Origin of the sequence: Sporocytophaga sp., assembly GCF_017745095.1 — a bacterium.
Taxonomy (GTDB): Bacteria; Bacteroidota; Bacteroidia; order Cytophagales; family Cytophagaceae; genus Sporocytophaga.
This window is the reverse complement of the sequence record NZ_JAGHZZ010000005.1, coordinates 270,217-291,926: the sequence shown is the minus strand read 5'-3', so window position 1 is coordinate 291,926 and position 21,710 is coordinate 270,217. Positions and strand designations below refer to the sequence as shown.

Annotated in this window: 23 protein-coding genes; 12 read left to right on the top strand and 11 right to left on the bottom strand. The window is 34.3% G+C overall.

The window, feature by feature from the left end:
• Positions 1 to 26 precede the first annotated feature (26 nt).
• Both J7604_RS10140 and J7604_RS10135 read right to left on the bottom strand, forming a co-directional pair.
• Positions 27 to 944 carry a hypothetical protein gene (locus tag J7604_RS10140; protein WP_293895045.1) on the bottom strand — a complete coding sequence of 306 codons (918 nt, stop codon included), beginning with the start codon at positions 942 to 944 and terminating at the stop codon, positions 27 to 29.
• Between the two features lie 200 nt (positions 945 to 1,144).
• Complete coding sequence (locus J7604_RS10135; RefSeq protein WP_293895042.1) at positions 1,145 to 3,055, bottom strand: OmpA family protein; 1,911 nt, start codon at positions 3,053 to 3,055, stop codon at positions 1,145 to 1,147.
• Positions 3,056 to 3,181: 126 nt separating this feature from the next.
• Here J7604_RS10135 and J7604_RS10130 point away from each other — a divergent pair, with 126 nt between their 5' ends.
• The 4 genes from J7604_RS10130 (at position 3,182) to efp (ending at position 7,051) form a co-directional block, all read left to right on the top strand.
• Positions 3,182 to 5,167 carry a cation:proton antiporter gene (locus J7604_RS10130; protein WP_293895039.1) on the top strand — a complete coding sequence of 662 codons (1,986 nt, stop codon included), beginning with the start codon at positions 3,182 to 3,184 and terminating at the stop codon, positions 5,165 to 5,167.
• A 61-nt stretch (positions 5,168 to 5,228) separates the two neighbouring features.
• Positions 5,229 to 6,200, top strand: a complete 972-nt coding sequence (locus J7604_RS10125; RefSeq protein WP_293895036.1) for a hypothetical protein — start codon at positions 5,229 to 5,231, stop codon at positions 6,198 to 6,200.
• 68 nt (positions 6,201 to 6,268) lie between these two features.
• Positions 6,269 to 6,406 carry a hypothetical protein gene (locus J7604_RS10120; protein WP_156026825.1) on the top strand — a complete coding sequence of 46 codons (138 nt, stop codon included), beginning with the start codon at positions 6,269 to 6,271 and terminating at the stop codon, positions 6,404 to 6,406.
• An 81-nt stretch (positions 6,407 to 6,487) separates the two neighbouring features.
• Positions 6,488 to 7,051: an elongation factor P gene (gene efp, locus J7604_RS10115; RefSeq protein ID WP_293895031.1), complete on the top strand. Its 564-nt coding sequence runs from the start codon at positions 6,488 to 6,490 to the stop codon at positions 7,049 to 7,051.
• A 244-nt stretch (positions 7,052 to 7,295) separates the two neighbouring features.
• Here efp and J7604_RS10110 read toward each other — a convergent pair whose 3' ends face one another.
• Complete coding sequence (locus J7604_RS10110) at positions 7,296 to 7,730, bottom strand: PH domain-containing protein (RefSeq protein WP_293895028.1); 435 nt, start codon at positions 7,728 to 7,730, stop codon at positions 7,296 to 7,298.
• 154 nt (positions 7,731 to 7,884) lie between these two features.
• Here J7604_RS10110 and J7604_RS10105 point away from each other — a divergent pair, with 154 nt between their 5' ends.
• The gene (locus tag J7604_RS10105; RefSeq protein ID WP_293895025.1) at positions 7,885 to 8,163 is read left to right on the top strand and encodes a hypothetical protein; all 279 of its coding nucleotides are present in this window, start codon (positions 7,885 to 7,887) and stop codon (positions 8,161 to 8,163) included.
• 50 nt (positions 8,164 to 8,213) lie between these two features.
• Here the strand turns inward: J7604_RS10105 and J7604_RS10100 are convergent, their stop codons facing one another.
• Positions 8,214 to 10,796: a DNA gyrase/topoisomerase IV subunit A gene (locus J7604_RS10100; RefSeq protein WP_293895022.1), complete on the bottom strand. Its 2,583-nt coding sequence runs from the start codon at positions 10,794 to 10,796 to the stop codon at positions 8,214 to 8,216.
• Between the two features lie 135 nt (positions 10,797 to 10,931).
• Between J7604_RS10100 and J7604_RS10095 the strand changes: the two genes are divergently transcribed.
• Complete coding sequence (locus J7604_RS10095; protein WP_293895019.1) at positions 10,932 to 11,303, top strand: hypothetical protein; 372 nt, start codon at positions 10,932 to 10,934, stop codon at positions 11,301 to 11,303.
• A 434-nt stretch (positions 11,304 to 11,737) separates the two neighbouring features.
• Here J7604_RS10095 and J7604_RS10090 read toward each other — a convergent pair whose 3' ends face one another.
• On the bottom strand, positions 11,738 to 13,636 hold the full coding sequence (locus J7604_RS10090; protein WP_293895016.1) for a DNA topoisomerase IV subunit B: 1,899 nt from the start codon (positions 13,634 to 13,636) through the stop codon (positions 11,738 to 11,740).
• A 329-nt stretch (positions 13,637 to 13,965) separates the two neighbouring features.
• On the opposite strand from J7604_RS10090, the gene J7604_RS10085 reads away from it, so the two are divergent.
• Positions 13,966 to 15,525, top strand: coding sequence for a leucine-rich repeat domain-containing protein (locus J7604_RS10085; protein WP_293895013.1), 1,560 nt, complete (start codon positions 13,966 to 13,968; stop codon positions 15,523 to 15,525).
• A gap of 7 nt (positions 15,526 to 15,532) precedes the next feature.
• On the opposite strand, the gene J7604_RS10080 is transcribed toward J7604_RS10085, so the two are convergent.
• Complete coding sequence (locus J7604_RS10080; RefSeq protein WP_293895010.1) at positions 15,533 to 16,306, bottom strand: murein L,D-transpeptidase catalytic domain family protein; 774 nt, start codon at positions 16,304 to 16,306, stop codon at positions 15,533 to 15,535.
• Between the two features lie 101 nt (positions 16,307 to 16,407).
• Between J7604_RS10080 and J7604_RS10075 the strand changes: the two genes are divergently transcribed.
• Complete coding sequence (locus J7604_RS10075; protein WP_293895007.1) at positions 16,408 to 16,635, top strand: hypothetical protein; 228 nt, start codon at positions 16,408 to 16,410, stop codon at positions 16,633 to 16,635.
• A 71-nt stretch (positions 16,636 to 16,706) separates the two neighbouring features.
• Here J7604_RS10075 and J7604_RS10070 read toward each other — a convergent pair whose 3' ends face one another.
• Positions 16,707 to 17,144: a peptidylprolyl isomerase gene (locus J7604_RS10070; protein ID WP_293895004.1), complete on the bottom strand. Its 438-nt coding sequence runs from the start codon at positions 17,142 to 17,144 to the stop codon at positions 16,707 to 16,709.
• 165 nt (positions 17,145 to 17,309) lie between these two features.
• Here J7604_RS10070 and J7604_RS10065 point away from each other — a divergent pair, with 165 nt between their 5' ends.
• Positions 17,310 to 17,861, top strand: coding sequence for a hypothetical protein (locus J7604_RS10065; RefSeq protein WP_293895001.1), 552 nt, complete (start codon positions 17,310 to 17,312; stop codon positions 17,859 to 17,861).
• 38 nt (positions 17,862 to 17,899) lie between these two features.
• On the opposite strand, the gene J7604_RS10060 is transcribed toward J7604_RS10065, so the two are convergent.
• On the bottom strand, positions 17,900 to 18,253 hold the full coding sequence (locus J7604_RS10060) for a hypothetical protein (RefSeq protein WP_293894998.1): 354 nt from the start codon (positions 18,251 to 18,253) through the stop codon (positions 17,900 to 17,902).
• 68 nt (positions 18,254 to 18,321) lie between these two features.
• The gene (locus tag J7604_RS10055; RefSeq protein WP_293894996.1) at positions 18,322 to 18,528 is read right to left on the bottom strand and encodes a hypothetical protein; all 207 of its coding nucleotides are present in this window, start codon (positions 18,526 to 18,528) and stop codon (positions 18,322 to 18,324) included.
• A 103-nt stretch (positions 18,529 to 18,631) separates the two neighbouring features.
• Between J7604_RS10055 and J7604_RS10050 the strand changes: the two genes are divergently transcribed.
• Positions 18,632 to 19,303: an RluA family pseudouridine synthase gene (locus tag J7604_RS10050; protein WP_293894992.1), complete on the top strand. Its 672-nt coding sequence runs from the start codon at positions 18,632 to 18,634 to the stop codon at positions 19,301 to 19,303.
• On the opposite strand, the gene J7604_RS10045 is transcribed toward J7604_RS10050, so the two are convergent.
• Entirely contained in the window at positions 19,266 to 19,685 is a 420-nt protein-coding gene (locus J7604_RS10045) for a DUF3224 domain-containing protein (protein WP_293894989.1), read from the bottom strand. The genes J7604_RS10050 and J7604_RS10045 overlap by 38 nt on opposite strands.
• 226 nt (positions 19,686 to 19,911) lie before the next feature.
• Between J7604_RS10045 and J7604_RS10040 the strand changes: the two genes are divergently transcribed.
• A complete protein-coding gene (locus J7604_RS10040; protein ID WP_293894986.1) occupies positions 19,912 to 20,370 on the top strand; it encodes a hypothetical protein in 459 nt (152 codons plus the stop codon).
• Positions 20,371 to 20,681: 311 nt separating this feature from the next.
• Positions 20,682 to 21,299: an RNA polymerase sigma factor gene (locus tag J7604_RS10035; protein ID WP_293894983.1), complete on the top strand. Its 618-nt coding sequence runs from the start codon at positions 20,682 to 20,684 to the stop codon at positions 21,297 to 21,299.
• Here the strand turns inward: J7604_RS10035 and J7604_RS10030 are convergent.
• A complete protein-coding gene (locus J7604_RS10030) occupies positions 21,290 to 21,706 on the bottom strand; it encodes a hypothetical protein (protein WP_293894980.1) in 417 nt (138 codons plus the stop codon). The two genes, J7604_RS10035 and J7604_RS10030, sit on opposite strands and share 10 nt — an antisense overlap.
• Between the last annotated feature and the right edge of the window lie 4 nt (positions 21,707 to 21,710).

Here is a 21,710-nt window from a genome sequence, read left to right as displayed (position 1 = left end):
AAGACAGGTTTCCACCTGCGACGAAATTATTTCTTGTAGAGAGAAATAGCCAGATTTAAAGTAAAATACGAAGCCTTAAAATCATTTATATTCTTACCTGTGGTCAGATTTATATGCTCAACTCCAGTCTTTGAAAAGATTGAACCATTGCCAGAATTATCCAGAAAAGCCTTATCGGTGGTATTAATTTGAGTTTTTGTCAGTGGGAAATAATACCTTACATCAACCATTACATCACGGCCATATCTACCAAAGTTTCTTCCCAAACCTACAAATACCTGAGCCCCAAAATTCTTAAAATTATCAGCCTTTGCTTTGTATCTATGCTTCTCCAAATCATTATTTTCAAGGCTCCAGCCAACATACCTATCAGTTACAACAGTTTCCTTATCAATTATTTTCGGATTAAAATTAATATTCAGGGCTAAACCACCAATAGCATAATATTTTTTAACTTCCGTAAATTGGTATCTAACATAAAGCGGGATATTTATAGATGGGTATCTGATATATACATCTGATGCTATTCTTTGTTTTTTACCAGTACCAAGAGAATCAAAATCAGTAAAGTATTTATTTATATAATATTTTGTCCCCACATATTGAAAATTAAGTTCAGCTCCTAAAAAGAGATTATAACTTGCTTTATATTCTGCATACCCTCCTAATCCCCCTGTGAAGCGGAATTTGGATTCAGAATAAAAATTCCAGAAACCTTCCTGTGATCCGATTGTACCTATTGCTTCTTTAAGTTTTTTAGAATTTACCCTTGAAAAACCAAGATTCCCTTTAGCCCCAAAAGTAAGTTTCTGAGCATTAACATTTAAAACGCCCAGGACTAAACAACTTAATATGGTTAATGAAAAAATCTTCACGTTTGTTAAAAATTGATTCTTAGTTTCAAACGTAAAGGCAGCTTTTAGGTTAGGCATTTTTTGCATCATTTGTAACCGTTTGATCTTAATAATATTCAGTGGATTCCCTTATTAAACATTACAGAATCCAATAAAGGCGGCCGATTAAATTAGTATTAAAATTCAGGAGACTTCATAAACTCTGTCTCAAAAAAACAATGATCCCTTTAAATTGTTTCGATTATAAGGAATACTTAAAAAGAAAAAGCCCCTATAAACGGGGCCTTAATCTATTCAATAATTTCAGCTTCTGTCCTTCTGTTTAATTGTTTATTCTCAGGAGTATCGTTAGGAGCGATTGGCTGTTCTTTACCAAATCCCTTAAACGCAAGCTGTTCTTTAGGTATTCCTTTTGATATCAGATAATCATAAACACTTTTAGCGCGACTTTCCGATAGTTTAAGGTTATGATCATCATTTCCATCATTGTCTGTATATCCACCAATCTGAATTTTAACATTCTGATTTACTTTTAACATTTCCATTAATCTGTCCAGCTCTGGCATAGATTCATTTCTTAATGTTGCTTTATTCACATCAAAAAATACATTTCGCAATACCATCTTCTTACCTTTCTTAACTCCTTCCAAACAAATAGAGTCATTGATTTCAAGGTATTCATTCAATGATGGAATGTCTATATTTTTTGAATAAAATAAATATCCAGGTGCTTCAACAGATACACCATAGTTTTTACCTGCAGGTAATACAACAGTATATTTACCACTACTACTATTAGAGTTATAAGCTCCAAGAATTTTCTGAGTAGTTAAATCGGTAACGACAATAGTTGCAGCTACTGGTGCTTTATTTTCACAACTCTTTATCATCCCTTTAAATACAACGAGAGAAGCATTGGCATCTCTTTCCAGCATGTAGATGTCTTTCTTTCCAAAACCACCTTCTCTCTCGGAACTGAAATAGGCTCTCTTGTTATCTGCAGACCAAACGAAAAATACATCATCGGCAGCCGTATTAATTGGATATCCAACATTTACAGGATCCGTAAGTACTTCACCTGTTTCTGTATTGATTGTAACAGAAAATATATCAAAGCCTCCCATTGAATTATGACCTTTGGAGCTGAAGTAGAGTGTCTTTCCATCTGCATGAATAAAGGGACTCTCTTCATCAAGGGCTGTATTAATTTTAGGGCCAAGTAATATAGGCTTTCCCCAATCTCCGTTTATCTGCCTTTTGGTCATATAGATATCTGTTCCTCCAACACCTTTTCTTGTACTTGTAAAAAACAAAGTTTTCTCATCAGATGAGATACTTGCACTCGTTTCCCAAAAAGATGAATTAATATGATTACCTAATGTTTTAGGAGTCTTCCATTCACTACCATTCAGTTCACTTGCAAACAAATCGCCTCCATTATCCACCTTATAAATAAAGAGATCCTGACCGTCCGGAGAAATACCAACACAAGCATCATGTGTAGGTGTATTAATACCATTTCCTAAAGGGACTGCAGTTCCCCACTCATTATCTTTCTTATGAGCAATATAAATATCTTCATAGTACTGGTTATCCTGAGGATCCTTTAAACCTCCTGTTGAATTATCTCTTCTTGAAGTGAATACAAGTACTGTTTCATCAGCAGACACAGCAGGCACATAGTCTGAATATTTTGAATTGATGCCAGGACCAAGATTGGTTATTTTAACTTTTTGAGGAGATTTTACAAGTTCCAATCCGTTCTTACAGAAAGCTATTTTCTGATTTACCAGATTTAACTTTTCTTTATCTTTAGGTTTTAGAGTTGCTTTATAACTTTCATAAGCACTGATAGCCTCTTCCAGCTTGTGGGACAAGTGGTAGCTTCCACCCAAATAAAAATTCAGATCTCCGGCTTTAGCCCCCCCATTTCTGGCCTTTTCAAGATAAGGCAATGCTTTTATTTCTTCTTTTAAATTAAAATAAACAAGTCCTGTTTTATAAGCGATTTCAGGATCATCAGGCTTCAAAGATGACAATTTTAACACTGGCGCTAAGGCATCTTCATATTCTTCTTCTTTAATCAGTTCATCTGCCTGACTTAGAACCTTCGCTAAATCCTTATCCTGCGCATTAGCATTAAAAGTGGATTGAAGTGAAAGAAAAAAAAGCAGGCAATAAATACTTGAAATTCTTTTCATTTAGACATTAATTTTAGTATGTTACTTGGCTTTTGAGAAAAGCAATAAGGAAAAACACCAGAGTATATTTCTTATTTAGCTTTAGGCTCATACGCATTTCAAATAAAATAGGTTAAATAACGAGTAATGACCCCTCTTTTTCAGGACATTGTAGTAATATTAGGTATTGCAGTAATAGTTACACTTCTATTCGAGAAGCTGAAATTCCCAACAATTATTGGTTTTCTTTTAACAGGTACCATAGCAGGTCCTCACGGTTTGAGTCTTGTAACTGCTTCTCATGAAGTTGAGCTCTTAGCCGAGGTTGGAGTAATTCTCCTTCTTTTTATAATTGGTATTGAATTTTCTTTAGGTGACCTTGCCAAGATAAAAAAATCAGTATTGCTCGGAGGGGCCTCACAGGTCTTTCTCACAATTGCAGCAGTAGTAGCTATACTGACCTCATTAGACTGGGAAACTGGTCATGCTATTTTTGCTGGATGTCTCCTGGCTTTGAGTAGCACTGCAATAGTATTAAAGCTTCTCCAGGAAAAAGGAGAAGTAAACAGTCCCCACGGAAAAACCATTTTAGGCATTTTAATTTTTCAGGATATCATAGTTGTTCCGATGATGTTGTCTGTGCCATTTCTAACGGGAAAGCAACCTGTTACGTTTCTTCCTTTTGTACTCCTTACTTTAAAGGTAGTACTAATCATAATATTCGTTCTTGTAGCAGCCAGATATATAGTTCCAAACTTGCTATATCAAATTGCAAAAACAAAAAACAAAGAATTATTCATTCTTTCTATAGTCGTTATTTGTTTCTCGGTCGCTTGGCTTACATCTTCCATTGGCTTATCACTGGCACTTGGAGCATTTATGGCTGGGCTAATCATTTCAGAATCTGAATACAGTCATCAGGCTTTAGGAAATATCTTACCATTTAGAGAAATCTTCGCAAGTTTTTTCTTCGTGTCTATTGGAATGCTTCTCAATGTAAGGTTTGTAATAGATCATATCTTTTACATCCTGGCATTAACTTTTATTGTTATAGGACTCAAATTTATTATATCTGCCTTCTCTGGACGGTTATTAAAAATGCCAATAAGAAGTTCTATTCTTGTAGGACTGGGACTCGCACAAGTGGGAGAATTTGCATTCATACTATCTAATGTAGGTGTTTCCAATGGGTTGTTAACTTCTGATTATTACCAGTACTTTCTGGCGATATCCATTCTTACCATGTCTATCTCCCCTTTTATCATAAAGTCAGGAAATGAAATATCATTATGGGTTCAAAGATTTCTATTACCTAACAACATTTCAGACCGGTACACAGGAATGAAAGATTATCTTTCAAAGAAAAAAATTGACCATTTTGAAGACCATCTGATCATAATAGGCTATGGATTAAATGGTAAGAATGTAGCTAAAGCAGCCAAAGCAGCAAGTATTCCATATGTTATACTTGAACTCAACGCCGATACTGTAAAAAAAGAAAAACAAAAGGGGGAACATATATTATTCGGAGATGCTGTACATGCGCCGGTACTGGAGCATTTGAATATACATAAAGCCAGAGTTGCAGTCGTTGCAGTATCAGACCCTGTAGCAACCAAACAGATTGTAGTTAATATCAGAAACGCAAGTAAAAATATTCACCTCATTGTTCGTACAAGATTTATCCAGGATACCGAGCTTCTATTCAGTCTTGGAGCCAATGAAGTGATTCCAGAAGAGTTTGAGACTTCTATAGAAATATTTACAAGAGTATTAACATCTTACCTGGTACCGAGACAGGAAATCGAAGAGTTTATTCAGGAAATTAGAGAAGACAACTATGAAATGCTAAGACTTTTGCCGGGATCAACAGCAAGAAAAAATTTATCACTGGCTATACCGGATATAGAAATAGCTGCCATTTCTGTTCAGAATGAAACATTCGAAATTGTAAATAAAAAAATTGCAGATTCAGGAATAAGAAAAAAATTCGGAATAACAATCATTGCTATCAAAAGAAAAACTCAATTGATTACTTCAATTGGTCCGGATGAGCAAATCTATATGAATGATACAATTTACATATTGGGAAAACCTGAAGACATATATAGATTCAGTAAAAAATTAAAATAATAAGGTAACTCATTTTTTCAGTTCAGTAATTCTTACTAATTTTCTATGAGATAACAAGCTCATGCAAAGACTTCTATTTGTTTTATTATTCCTTTTTACATTTTCATTTAATTCTGCTTATTCTATTTCACTGAAGAAGGAAGGGGCTGCGGACACTGTTCATATAGGAGCTTACGTGCTTAGTCTTCATGATATAAATTTCAAAGATAAAGAGTATACTATGCGACTATGGCTTTGGATGCTGTATAAGAATCCAGAGTTTGATTTCACTACTCAGGTAGAGGTTCCTAATGCTAAAAATATTGAAAAACCAGATGTAATGGTTGACACGATTGATGGGAAAATATGGGTATTGATGAAAATGAAATGTGTTATGAAACAAAACTGGAAAGTACATGACTACCCATTTGACAGACAGCACATTAAAGTTCATATTGAAAACACAATGTTTGATGCCAGCAATCTGGTGTTTGTCCCGGATACTCTGGGTAGTAAATTTGATAAAGACTTTGCTATAGATGGCTGGAACATTTCGAATTTCAAAGTAAGCTCAGGTGTAAATGAATACTCAACGGCATTCGGAGATGTTACTCTTGACAAACAACACTCAGAATATGGAGCATTTTTTATATCTCTTGATCTGGAAAGAAATGCATGGGGCCTATTTTTCAAGCTGTTTCTAGGAATGTATATTGCATTTTTCATTGCCTCAATAAGCTTTGTAATAGATCCAGAGGATATAGATCCGAAATTCGGACTTCCTGTGGGTGGTCTATTTGCGTCAGTAGGTAATAAATATATTATAGATTCAATACTTCCAGAAACTACGTCTTTCACCCTCGTAGATTCTCTACATTCACTTACATTCCTATTTATTCTTTTCATCATAGCATCGAATGCCTATTCATTAATTCTTGACAGAAGAGGAAGAAGAAATAATGCTCGCAGTTTTAATAAATCAGCCGGTAAGGTCATTTTAATTACTTATTTCTTTGTGAATATCTTCATGGTTATCCTTGCCATTTATAAATAATTGGAAAAAGGTGGAATGAATTTTCACCCGATTATGTTTGTAAAACTTCAACGTATAGTCTCAAACATATGAAATTACTGGATTTACTGGTATTGAGCTTTATCCTTGGAGTTACCTTTTCCATAGGATATGTTTTTACCACAGCATCAATGATTCTTTTATACTCATTTATTTATGCTTCCATTGACAGTATCAATTTTGACTGACAAGGATTTAAAATGTATTCTTTAAAGTTTTATTTGTTTTTTAAGTAATACTTCCATTAAATTTGAGCCAAATTTCTATTTATGGCTAATACTTCAGACATTTCAAAAGGGTGTTTTTTAAGATTTAACAATGAATTAGTTCAGGTTTTGGAATACGAACATCGTACTCCTGGAAACTTACGTGCATTTTATCAGGTGAAAATGAGAAACATTAAAACTGGTAAACTTGTAGAACACAGGTTTCGTGCCGGCGAAGATGTTGAACTTGTAAGGGTTGATACAAATGATTATTCCTACCTGTATGATGAGGGACCCAGCCTGGTTCTTATGGACAGTGAAACATACGAGCAAATCTCTGTAGATAAATTGCTTTTTGGAGACAGCCTCAAATTCCTTAAGGAAGGAATGGTTATTAAAGTTTCTTTTGACGGCGATACTCCTATTTATGCAGAACCTCCTACTTCTGTGGAACTTGAAGTTACATATACAGAACCAGGTATAAGAGGCGATACTGCAACCAAAACATTAAAACCTGCGACTCTTGAAACAGGAGCCGAAATACGAGTTCCTTTATTTATAGAGATAGGTGAAAAAATTAAAGTAGATACCCGTACCGGTGACTACATGGAAAGAGTGAAAAGCTAATATTCCGATTTAACTCATAATAAAAAAGGGGCGCTAAAAACGTCCCTTTTTTTCTGTCCTTTTGACAATTTCATTATGGTCAGTATTTACTAACCAAAGATTAATACCATAAGCAGAAAAGTGATAATGAAAGATAAATACATTATCGCATCTACCACATAGTATTTTTTATATTTTTTAATTAACTCAAGCAGGCTTTTCATGCTTCAAATTATATACTTTTTTCTTAACTAGACAATTTATTTCAGGAATTTTCACGAATAAGTAAATTTATTAGTTCCACCATTTCTGCAGCCCTTTCAGGATCACAGCCCTTTAACCTGATTTCTTTTTTACTTTTTGTATGAACGATTAATTCAACAGAAACAAACATGCTTTTAGTAACCTCAATCCCAACAATATCATCATAAATAAGCTGTTCCAATACCGGCTGGTGGTGTTTATTTACCCCGACATAAAAAACCCTTGTATCTGTAGCAATTGCGACTCCAAGAGTATTAGATATTGCCCCCTCCACAACATTTAAAATGGTCTCATCTGACCGGAGGCTTTTGGCCAGGTCATTAAATGCAATTTTTCCCAGATTGGGCTGATAGCCTATTTCTGAAAACCTGGTATTGATATTGACAATCGTCTGCATAAAAAAGTTATGAGTTACACGTAAAAATACGATGGCCACATTCCCTGAGTTTTGCCATTTCGGCCAATGTGGACAAATTTCTTCTAACTATAAAAGTCTTTCTTTAAATATCAATAATTTAAGCTAATTCAATTCGTTTTAATTTGTCTGGCTCGAAACTTCTTTTTCGATTAAATTTACCAAAAGTACCGATATGAACGCTAATATAAATTTTGATCTTATAAAAACTGAGGCTCCAACTGCTTGGAAAGATTTTGAAGGATTTTACTCTCAAAATTTCAATAAGTTACAATTTTTGAATGGAATTTCCTTTGAAATACTTCCTTTCGAAATGCAATTGGGGATTTTGTTAAAATACTTTACTGAAAATGCTGTGGAAGTAGATATTTGCAATAATGACTTTGATGCGCTCCCTGAAACATTTTTTGATACATTCAGGACTTATGAAAAAGTAATTGCTCATTATTCTTAAAAGTACATATAAAAAACGGCGGTCCATTTTGAACAGCCGTTTTTTTATTTTTAAAATAAGCCTAACTGATCATCTTTAGGCTTTTTTCTTGAGGGAATATCACCTTCTTCTGAATCTTCAAGTAATAGTATCTTATTTATTTTATTAGTACTAATCTTATTCCCGACAGCTTTCCAGCCTTTCACCTCAACAAAATCATTAAGGCTAATTTTTTCAGATGGAACAGAGACAAATTTACCTTTGGCATAATCCACTTGGATTACGGGGTTCTTTTCCGTGCTTATAACTACCAGTTTTGAATCCGCATTTTCAGAGATAAATCCAAACTTCTTTGCAGCAGTATTTGTCTCCATTTTGAATCTTTTTGCAAAATAGTTCTTTGATGATCCATCATAATAAACTGCAGAAATTAGTCTTTCAGGATCAAATTTCTCCATATGCAATAATTCTTCTGTATTATACCTGTTGGTCAATTCATAGGTCGTAAGTTCATAAGTACCTTCTTTATAGAAAACAAGAATCTTATCTTCTCCTTCAAAATTACCAATGTATTTTCCTTTTTTATCATTATTCAGACGCCCTACAGTTTCATCAAAATAAACTTCTTTACCGCCAAGAGTTGATTTTCCGGCAGCTTTAAACTGAATTTTCTTAACAGGATATTTGGTCAGGATGTTACCTAAAACGTTTCTTGCCTTTATTTCAAGTTCAGAAAAGTCAAATTCAAACTCTTTAATCTTTGCTTTGGCTGTCGGAGCAAGAGTAACATTAACAGTCTCTGCTTCTCCATTCGGATTAGCGCTAAAATAAAGGATCTTAGAACCTTTACTTCCTTTGGTCAGATCATATTCCTTATCTCTGGTAATTCCCAACACTTGGAATCTCTTAACAAATACAGTCCCTGATGCAGCATCCAGATAGGCCATATTGTAAACCATGCGATCATCACCTTTTCTGAAAATTCCAGCATACAGGATATCTTTACCAACAAAGACCTTCTCTCCTATCTTCTTGATTACACAAACCCCGTCTTTCCTGAAAACTATGACATCATCTATATCAGAACAGTCACAGATATATTCGTCTTTCTTCAAACCATGCCCAATAAAACCTTCAGCTCTGTTGATATATAACTTTGCATTGATTGCCGCAACAACAGTTGCAGAAATGGTTTCAAAAGTTTTGATCTGGGTTTTACGCTCTCTGCCCTGACCATATTTTTTAAGGAGGTTCTGGAAATAAGCTATAGCATATTCTATCAAATGTGCCAGATTATGCTCAACCTCTTTCAGTTCTTCTCCAAGATTTCTCATCAATTCATCCGCTTTAAAAGCATCAAATTTTGAGATTCTCTTGATCTTAATTTCAGTAAGTCTAACCAGATCGTCTTGAGTAATTTCCCTGTAAAACTGTTTCTTATAAGGCTTTAAACCTTTGTCTATCGTCTCAAGTACAGCTTCCCAGGTTTCACACTCTTCAATATTTCTGTATATTCTCTTTTCTATGAATATTTTCTCAAGAGAAGAGAATAACAGTTTTTCCTGCAGGTGATTCTTTTTGATTTCCAACTCCTGCCTAAGAAGTTCTACAGTTTTGTCAGTAGATATTCTCAGTATTTCATGAATACTTATGAAATGAGGCTTTTCATCTATAATTACACAGGCATTCGGAGAGATACTTATTTCGCACTCTGTAAATGCATATAAAGCATCAATAGTAATATCGGAAGAAACTCCTGGAACAAGTTGAATTAGTATTTCAACATCCTTTGCAGTGTTATCAATTACCTTTTTAATCTTGATCTTTCCATTATCATTGGCTTTGATAATGCTTTCTATTAAAGAAGTTGTTGTAGTACCAAAAGGTATATCCTTGATAACCAGAGTTTTTTTATCAATCTCTTCAATCTTAGCTCTAACCCTTACTTTTCCACCTCTCTGACCTTCATTGTAATTGGCGACATCAATCAAACCTCCAGTAGCAAAATCAGGATAAAGGGTAAATTTCTTGTTCTTCAAATGAAGAATAGAAGCTTCTATCAATTCACAAAAATTGTGGGGAAGAATTTTGGTAGAAAGTCCGACCGCAATACCTTCGACACCGTGGGCTAATAGTAAAGGAAACTTAACAGGAAGTGTAACAGGCTCATTTTTTCTTCCATCATATGAAATTTGCCACTCAGTAGTCTCAGGATTAAAAACGATTTCAAGAGCAAGTTTTGAAAGACGGGCCTCAATGTATCTCGGAGCAGCAGCAGAATCACCTGTTCTGACATCCCCCCAGTTCCCCTGAGTTTCAAGAAGAAGATCTTTCTGGCCTATATTAACGATAGCTTCACCAATGGATGCATCACCATGTGGGTGATACTGCATGGTTTGTCCGATGACATTTGCTACCTTATTAAATCGACCGTCGTCCATTTCCTTCATAGAGTGAAGGATTCTTCTCTGAACAGGCTTTAATCCATCTTCAATAGCAGGAACTGCACGTTCCAGTATTACATAGGAAGCATATTCCAGAAACCAGTTTTCATACATACCGGAAACAGGCAGTACATCATGAATGATATCCCCCCCATTACCAGCTCCCTGATCCTGTATGTTATTTTCGTTATTATCTCTATCGTCAGCCATTCAAATTTAAAGTTCCTGATCCAAACAAAAGGTTTAACCGGTAAAATTCCGGATCCTTCAAATATATTATAAAATTCTTTTTTCCCGAAAAGGAAAATTTACACATTCCTGCCTAATTATTAACTTTGCCTTATTATGAACAAAATAAAATTATTTTTACTGTCTCTTTCTGTTGGTTTTTATTCTTGTGGATCAAAAGATAAATTTCCCGAAGTAGATAAAAATGTATGGCTTCAGGATAAAAAAGCTTGCCAAAATAAAAGAGAGGGAATGGCAACAACACTGATAACAAATAAAGAACAAATCCTGGGACTTAAGGAAGAAATACTTCTGGAAAAGTTGGGAAGACCAGATAAGCATGATTATCAGAAAAGAGGAAGAAAAATTTACTCTTACTATATAACTCCAGGCAAACAATGCTCCTTACAATATCCTGAAGAAGGTAAAAGAATTGTATTTGAAATGAATGCCCTTGGACTTATCGCTTTGATTACAATTCAAAACTGAAAAACAATCAACTGTTTACTTAATAAAGAAAGCCTGTTTTTTTATATAAAAAACAGGCTTCCAGGAAAATATTAAAACTTGGTACACCAAATCCCTCTTGCCAATACCCAATTATTGGCCCAAATATACAATTTTATAAAAGTATTAATAACCTTCTTGCTACAATTTTCATAAAGTGCCGTCCCTTCTTTTTAAGTTTCTTTTTATTGTTATTGGACTTTTTCTCATTACCTGACTCGGAATCTTTTTTTGAATTCCTGGGTGATTCAGGTTGAAAGATTTCTCTCATCAAAACATAGTGGTCTAGCATAGCGGCTAAAGTTTAATTGTAGACGAATATACTCTACATTATGTCAAAACTCAAGCTTTTTTAGACAACTACAATTTACGATTAAAGAATTTAATGTAATAGACTAGCTGATTTTTTACAGATTTTAAATTTCCATAACATTAGCTTCTTTCCTTAGTGCATCTTTTTCATCACTTTCTACCAAATCCTTTTCAACTTTGAGGTTTTCTATAATAAACTGCTGTCTTTCAGGAGTATTTTTTCCCATGTAGTAATTAAGCAGTTTTTGTATTGAAGTTTCTTTTTGTAATAAGATGGGTTCAAGTCTGATATCCTCACCAATAAATCCTCCAAACTCATCTGGAGAGATTTCACCCAATCCTTTAAATCGGGTTATCTCTGGTTTTCCCCCTAATTTCTTTGTTGCAGCTCTTTTCTCTTCTTCACTGTAGCAATAAATTGTTTCTTTCTTATTTCTAACTCGAAACAGAGGAGTCTCCAAAATAAACAGGTGACCATTTCTTACTAAATCTGGAAAGAATTGCAAAAAAAATGTCAACATAAGCAAACGGATGTGCATACCGTCCACGTCGGCATCTGTTGCTATAACTATTCTATTATATCTAAGATTTTCAAGTCCATCTTCAATATTCAGAGCATGTTGCAATAAATTGAACTCTTCATTTTCATAAACAATCTTCTTAGTAAGCCCAAAACAGTTCAGTGGCTTACCTCTAAGACTGAAAACAGCCTGCAACTCTACGCTCCTGGACTTTGTAATCGAACCACTAGCAGAGTCTCCCTCGGTTATAAATAAGGTAGAATCATGTCTCTTTTCATTGTTCAGATCGTCAAAATGGAAGCGGCAGTCTCTGAGTTTTTTATTATGAAGATTTGCTTTCTTCGCACGCTCGTTAGCAAGTTTCTTTATACCTGCAATGTCTTTTCTTTCTCTTTCAGATTGTAAGATTCTTTTTAATAATGCATCTGCAACTGCTGAATTTTTATGAAGATAATTATCAAGCTCTTTTTTAACGAACTCATTCACCCAGGTTCTGATTGCCGGACCATCTGGGCCTGCATTAATAGATCCTAATTTAGTTTTAGTCTGGGATTCAAACACAGGTTCCTGAACTCTTACTGCAATTGCACCTACTATAGATGCACGGATATCAGAAGCATCAAAATCTTTCTTAAAAAACTCCCTGACTGTTTTTACAACTGCTTCTTTTAATGCAGCAAGGTGTGTTCCTCCCTGAGTTGTATACTGACCATTAACAAATGAATAATACTCTTCACCATACTGATTTGCGTGAGTTAGAGCAATTTCAATATCATGACCTTTAAGATGAATAATTGGATATCTTAAACTTTCTTCATCTGTTTTTCTCTTTAATAGGTCCAGTAAGCCATTCTGAGAATAATATTTTTTCCCGTTATAGTTTATTGACAAACCAGCATTAAGAAACGCATAGTTCCAAAGCTGATCTTCTAGATATTCCGGAATAAATCTGAAATGCTTGAAAATAGTATCATCCGGAATAAATGACATAAGTGTACCATTCTTCTGGTCACACTTGGTTTCTTTATGATCATTTACCAGAACTCCCTTTTCAAATTCAGCTACTTTTGTCCTTCCTTCACGAATAGATTGAACTCTAAAATAACTGGACAGTGCGTTAACCGCCTTTGTACCAACTCCGTTCAGACCCACAGACTTCTGGAAAGCACCTGAATCGTATTTTCCTCCGGTATTGATTTTAGATACGCAATCAATTACTTTTCCAAGCGGAATACCACGTCCATAATCTCTGACCTCCACCCTATTATCGGAAATAGTTATATCTATAACATTTCCATTTCCCATCATATGCTCATCAATGGAGTTGTCAATAATCTCTTTGACCAAAACATAAATACCATCATCCTGTCCTGATCCGTCTCCAAGTTTTCCGATATACATTCCGGGACGAAGTCTGATATGCTCTCTCCAGTCCAGCGACCTAATGCTATCTTCAGTATATTCAGTTTTGGTTTTTGCCATAATATTGTTATTGACCTGATTTACAATTCTATAAAAGACAAGATATATTCATTTTCAGGAAATCAAATCCGAAATCCTGTCCATTCTTACTGCGAAATTACTTTAATAGTTCAAATTTTACTTACTTTTTGAACAAGGAAATGATTGATAATCGTAATATGTGGAAAAATTAAAACTTAAGTATATATTTTTTAGGGATTTTGGAATAAAAGCATTTTTTTGAATCTAATTGAATCCTAGACGTCATTAGAAAAATTACAAAAAATAATTTAAACGTACTAAACGGAACTTTTTTTGGTTAAATTACCGGGCCAAACCTTGTGACAATTATGAAAAAAATCCTTTTTGCCTTACTTCTTATAACTATCTCATTGAAAATGAATGCCCAGACTGACATTCTGCTTCCAATGAATGATATTGAAAAGAAGGAAGTTATTCGACTTCTCACCTCATATGACGGTTTTCTGAATTTTGTAGCTCAGAAACCTTCGGATGCTGATCAGAAAAAGGAGTCTGTCACATTTTTGAAAACAACTGTTAGCAATGCAAATGTTTCGGTCTATAATGACCTTGATTCGGCAGCTAAGAATGATGACTATGAAAATGTATTCAAATACTGTCAACGGGTTCCAAAGACCTTTCCTGCAACAGTCAAAATAAAAACTACTCCTAAAAATCTAATAGTCGAAAAAGTAAAGTATGACAAGATCAGAAGATACTACTTTGTAGAAATAAAAGGTGATAAAGATTTTACATGGAAAGAGGTAGTTCAAAAGACAGATTCTGTTTCTGCATCTGCTGATTCAATTACAGTAAGCGATACAATCGTCCACTCTATAAAAAAAGGTATATCCGTTTTCATAAAATTTGACAGAGAAAACAATGTCTCCAAAAACTTTAAAATTTTTGCTATAAGCAAAACGGGGGTTGCTCCAAAGCTGGAGCCTCTTCCTCCACTTATCTCATGGTGGCTCACGCTTGAGCCTGACTGGAAAGCAATGCTGAGGAAAAAGAGAAACCTGGAAGAGTACCCAAGAGAGTTTGATCTTGAAAAAGCGACAGGAATATTTGAATTTGACTGCTCAAATTCAAATATTAAAAATCTTGAACCATTAAAGAAATTTACATCACTTGAGAAGCTAAATGTTTCAGGTAATCCGATCACGGATGCCTCGGCAATATTTGCTGTGAGTTCTCTCCTGGAGCTAGACTTAACTAGAACTCAAATTACCACTTTGGACGGTATTGAAAATCTAAAAAACCTTCAGGTTTTAAAAGTTTCAAATTTAAAACTTAAAAGTATAGAACCATTGAAAAATTTGGTTCAGATGGTGGAGCTAGACTGTTCTAACAATGAAATAGAAGACCTTACTCCTCTTACTAATCTTGTAAACCTTAAAGAGTTGAATGTCGGCTTAAATATTAAAGTGAAAGACATTTCAATGATGAAAAACTTAGTGCTTCTTGAGAAACTAAGCATACAGAAAATTGACATTAAATCTCTTGCTCCATTGAGCGGGCTTGTGAATCTCGTTTTACTTGATTGTTTCAATACAGATATCACAACATTGGAACCTATCCGAAATCTGGTAAAGTTGTTTCATCTAAATATTGACCACACAAAGGTTTCCAGTCTGGATCCTATCAAACACTTTAAATTCATTGCGAATCTTTATTTAGCATCGAGCAGTGTTAAGGATCTATCTGCAATCAATAACTTTTATGCCATACGCGAGCTAGATATCTCTAATACTGAGTTAACCGATCTTGGCCCTATTCATAAACTGGAGTACATAAAAGTTTTAAAATGCTTTTATACCAAAATTGATAAAAACGAAGTACAGCGATTTAAGAAAAATCACCCAGGCTGTCAGATCACTTACTATTGATAATTAATTAAAGCATATTGCCCAGCTTTGAATAATACTTGATAGCAGCAGCTTCATTTAAATATTCAGAGCGGGCAGTTTTTAAATCAGGGTGGTATATAAACAAACACGAGCCCCCTTCAAGTAGCTGTATTATCTTATCACTTTCTTCAGGAGATACGGCAGGACAACCATGGCTCCTTCCCAGACGACCATTGGTTTTAATAAAATCCTCACAAACATAGTCAGCAGCATGAATAACCACGGATCTACCTTCTGCATTGGAATTATAGTTTTTATCCAGGCCATGAAGCACTAAGGACTTTCCATGTTTACCAAAATAAATCTTACCGGTTTTATAAAAACCCAAGGAGCTCATATTTGAGTTGAGTTTATTTGAAAAATTAATTGCAAGATTGTCTCCACTTTTTCTTCCATGTGCTACAAGAGAATGAAACAATACCTTTTTTTCCTTCAAATCTATAACCCAAAGTCTTTTCTCTGTTGAAGCTTTAGAATAGTCTATAACTGAAAGTATCGAATTATCCTGAAGAAGTTGTTTGTTTTTAATATTCAGATACCCTACAAGAGCTTTTCTAAAAATGGCTTTCTTCATGCCTGAATGCTCTAGTTGGCAAGCCAAAAATAATTGGTCTACAAAATTATCAAATGTAACTCCGACATTAGATTTTATCGATTTTCTTATAGTAAAATCATTTACGGCATTTGTGACCTTTCCTGAACCAGCTGTGCAAATCACAAAAAGAAGTGTAAAAATAGGAATGAGTATTCTGTTCTTCATTTCTGACAAACCTGAATATCCGGCAGTTCGTTCCTTTATTCAAGAAATTTTATTTCTCTATATAATGTTTTATTTATAGACCAGTTCTTGGAGGAAATTTTATGAAAACGTTACTATACAATCCCAGCACACTGGAAGTGAAATTTGCGAAAGTTATTGAGAATTTGACCAAAAGCTTTGAAGAAAAAATAAAGCCAAACAAGATTGTAGCCGTAGATAAAAGATTAAAAGAGGACAATCCTAAGGTCATTTTTAAAATTGAAGATAAAGAAGGAGACAATCACGAGATTGTCATTCAGATTATTCAAAGAATTGATGAGGATTATTAAATTATGAGGTATAAAAAAGAAAGCTAAAAACCTTTAGTTCTTAGCTTTCAGAATTACCTCAATTAAAGTGATTAACCTTCTATAATTACCACCTTTACAATCTTATCACCTTGTTTGATCTGATCAACGATATCTACGCCTTCAGTAACTTTTCCGAAACAGGTATGGTTTCTGTCCAGGTGTTTAGTATTAGCTCTGCTGTGGCATATAAAGAACTGAGAACCGCCTGTGTTTCTTCCTGCATGGGCCATTGAAAGTACACCACGGTCATGGAATTGGTTCTCACCTTCTAATTCACATTTAATGTGGTATCCAGGACCACCTCTGCCATCTCCGTTAGGGCAACCTCCCTGAATTACAAAATTTGGAATAACTCTGTGAAAAGAAAGTCCGTCGTAGAATCCCATTTGAGATAATTTCACAAAATTCTTTACAGTGTTCGGAGCGTCTTTTTCGTAAAACTCAATTTTCATTACACCTTTGCTGGTGTGCATTTCTGCCTTTAACATGCTTATATAGGATTTTTGATTTCAAACAATGAAACAAATTAATCATTAAGACAGTTTGATGCCAATAAAAAAAGCATATAAATTATCGGAATAGGAAAATATGGATATTTTTTTTTCTTTTTTCGATTTTTTTACCATTTTCAAATGAAAATTCACGAAAAATTTATGTTACGAAACAGTTTAAAAACGCTTGTTATTTTATTGTTTATTGCCTTTACTTCAAAGGGCCAAACTTTGCCTGTTGATCAGAATACAGGTAAAATAACTTTTATCAATATTGTTGAATCCGCTCCTTTAACAGAGAAAGATGTATTCATTATAGCACAGGATTTTGGGAAAGCTAAAAACTGGCCAGTAAAAAGTCAGGATGATGCCGCTTATACTATTGTATTTAATGCTCAAATACCAGTGGAATATGAGGCAGTAAAACCAGGAAAAAAAGATAAAGGAATTGTAAAATTTACTTTTTCAGTTTTTTGTAAAGCAGGAAAATACAGATATATCTTAACTGACTTTGTGCATGAAGGGCAAAATGGAGCTGGCTCTGGTGGCAAACTTGAAAACACCACGGCAGATTGCGGAAAGGATGCAATGCTTGCGAAAAGCTGGGTATATATCAAAAATTCTACACAAGTTCAAGTGAACGCTCTGATTGAAGAGTTCAAGAAAAAAGTAAAAGAAGCACAAAACGATCCGGCAAAGAAAAGTGATTGGTAACAAAAGCCCCCGAAAACCGGGGGCTTTTTTATCTACTATTAATTACTCTGTTCACTTAACTCCTCTTCTACCATCGCTTTGTAAGAGTCTTTTAGCTTTTCGTAAAACATCTCTGCCTCTTTGTTCCCTTTTTCAGCCTCAAGTTTTGCATTAATAAATATGTCCTTACTAGTTTGAAGCAGGCTGTTCTGTAAAGCATAAGTATAAGACTCAATAATGGGTTGAATCAATTCCCACATTTCCTTTAGACCTTTTATTTCTTCCAACTCTTGCTCACTAGGGAAATCGATTTCTCGCAGGTAATTGTATTTGGGAATTATATCTTCCTGCAACATACGCACCAAATCGCTGATGTCATCTTTACTTTTGGGTGATAAATTGAAATTTTTCATAGCTGATTAATCATTTAAATTTCAGGCAATTTAAGAGAATAATTTAAATATTAAAATTCCGCATAAATCTAAACCTTTCGACTTATAAACTTCCTCAACAAATGACCTTTCCACATGTAGATGCCAGAAAGAATCACAATTGGTACAAAAACAAAACGGGTAGCAAAAGCAGCTTCGGGTATATCAGCTACCGGACCATATATAAAACCAATTATTGGAATGCTTAGAATGAGATGCAACCATCTCATGATTTTTCTTTCTGTAGCAGCTTTCATATTTTTCTTTTGAAAGACGGATTAGGCAGAATAATATTTTATTAGTTTTTTAACCTTCCCCATATTTATTAGCTTTGAGTTGCTGAATTATTTATTTGCCTCCATGTCTATCAAAATCAATGTTCCAGATCATATTCTATTTGAAGACTCCAGTATTCTTGTAATAAATAAGCCCTGTAGTTTAATGGTTGAGCCGGATAGAAATGGGCATCCCAATTTACTTCAGCAAGTGCAGAAATATGAGCGGAGTCTGCGCCCAAAATCTAAAGAAATATATGTTCAGCATGTACATCGTCTTGACAGGCCTGTAAGTGGCATTGTGCTATTTGCCAGAAAAAAATCAGTTTTAAAAAATCTTAGCGAGCAATTTGCAAATAGGCAAGTGAAGAAATATTACCAGGCTATAACTGAAACAGCTCCAACAATCAAAGAAGGAAAGCTTGAAAATTATTTATGGAAAGATAAAAAAAACAAGCAAGCGGTAATTGTGGATCCTTTACATGCAGAAGCCGAAAAAGTTTTACTTGATTATAAAATAACTCCCTATAAAAATAATTTTCATTTATGGGATATTCGTTTGCATACCGGTAAATTTCACCAGATCAGAGCTCAATTGGCAGCCTCAGGTTGTCCTATTCTTGGAGATGCTTTATATGGATCTAAATTTGAATATGCTCCTAATTCCATTGCCCTCCATGCATCTTCATTGTACTTTAACCATCCTCAAACTGGTGATCCTATTCAGATAAAGGCTGATCCTCTTTGGTTAATTTAGATTCAAATTCGCAAATAAATGCTAATTCAATTTTTTTATCATTTACTGAAACTAAAGTCATAGCTCCTGTAATTCCTACAAAGTCTTTAGTACCTGAATCAGAAACTATTGTCTTTATCCTCTTACCCTCTCCACGCCCTTCGATTCCGTAGCTTTCTAGGACAAAAGTCCCTGACATTTCTCCAATGGTTCCTGAAAATCTTTCAATGCCATAGATCTGTTCCTCATTTCCAAAGGGCACTGTAGCAACTATGCCTATCCCATGCATTTCTCCTTCATATAGACATATATAACTAGCCTGTAAACACTCCTGTCCATCAATCATTAATGATTTCACTACTTCACTTTTAATAGTTAACATAACAGACAAAGTAGATTGCATATATTTCCTTTTAATGATTAGACGTCAAATAAATTAATTGTTGCAACACTATTATCAAGGTATTAGAAGAAGAGTTAAATTTACTAATATTCAAACACTTAACTATAAAACCTAAAAAAACGGGGATAAATTATTAGATTTAAATAAACAAAATGCCATTTTTTACCTTTTTATTACTATTTTATCATATATTATTACCTTCAAATTCAACAAATTCTATTAACTTATGAGAAACTATTTAATTATACTCTTCATGATGGTAATGTTTATACCACTTGAAGCTAGCATTAGTCAGGTGACTAAAGCACAAACAAAACAATTTCTTACCAGGACCAACAAAGCTATTACTACTGCTCACTCGGCAATTAAAAGAGGGAAGGTTTACAACGGCGATTATGTTAATGCTCTAAGACACCAACAGTTTGCCAAGAAAATGTATATTAGAAACCAGTATCAAAAAGCAATTTATCATTCTAAAAAAGCACGCTCATTAGCTTTCAAAACTATCACAGATAATAGCGCTCACATTCCTTCTGATTGTGGAATTACTAAAGAAGAAAAAGGCCTGATAGGCACGGCTGTCCCATCAGACAGAGTTTTGGCAGAAGAAATAGCTCTTGACGGTCAACACAATTTGAAAGATGCAGATGTAATTGATAAGACTGTAGATCTCACACTGCCTTAAAATAAAAGGAGAGGAATTGTTCCTCTCCTAATTGGATTTAGTCTGAAATATTTCAGACCAAACAGCTCTGCAATAAGCTATCCAATTCCTCCCCAGGTATATGGTGCAGAGCAAAAAAAATTTTACCTAATTAATTCCCTATTAATAATCAGATAATTAACCTTTATCTAAAAGACTCAGGTCTGCTTTCTATATATTAGATAACAGTTCAGGTAAAAGGTTACAGAAAATTGTTCAATTTTTTTTTATAGAAAAAAAACTTATCCTTACATCCTTATTTCTGAATCATACAACCTGCGTATTAATAAATTATGGAAGAAGATGAAATTATTGATCAAATTAAAAGCGGCAATAAAAGTCTATATGGCCTGTTGATCCAGAAATACAACCAAAGACTTTATAGAATAGCAAGATCAATCGTCGGCAAAGATGCTGACCTGGAAGACATCATTCAGGAAACCTATCTAAAGGCTTATCAAAATCTGGCTCAATTCAGAAAAGAAGCTCAGTTTTCTACCTGGCTTACCAGAATCCTGATTAATAATGCCAATGCTACACTTTTAAAAAAACGTAACCTCACTCCTCTTTCAACAGATACTGAAGACATTATAGACCATCAAAAAAGTCTGGATTCTGAATTAAATAATGAAGAGTTAAAATATATCCTTGAAAATGCAATAGATAATTTACCTGACAATCTTAGAAGCGTATATGTGATGAGGGAAATAGAACTATTAAGTGTTCATGAAACCGCCATGCAACTTGACATCTCAGAAGAAAATGTAAAAACCAGATTGCACAGAGCTAAATCTTTTTTAAAAGAAGAATTATATTCAAAATTTAAAGTAGATGTAGACCTCTTCAGATTCGCGGGTTCCAGATGCGAAGGAGTATACAAATCTGTTATGTCCCGAATTGATTATTTGTAATTGTTTCCGGTTTCATTTTTTAAAAACGAATCAATTTGTTTTACAATAGATTTTCTGTGTTCATAAAATGATTTAGGGAAATCAATATCGATATCGGCATGTATATTTTCTTTAAATCCAAAGTCAAAAAAATTTCTAAGAGCGATAAAGTTACCTCTGGATCTGGCGACCAGTAAGCGATTTCCTACTTTAATGTGATAAAAATACATTAAATCCTTCAATAAAAATTTTTTATTCATTCCGCATGCAGGACAGGTGAAGATTCCATAAGGACCTGGCTTAACCACATAAGTATTAGCTAACTCGAAGGCCTTATATCTTGCCTTTGAACTGCAGGAAGGGCAAATAACATCAACTTCCTTAATCAGGGATGAATCATAAAGTTCTTCTGCAAATCCCAGTCTCATCAAA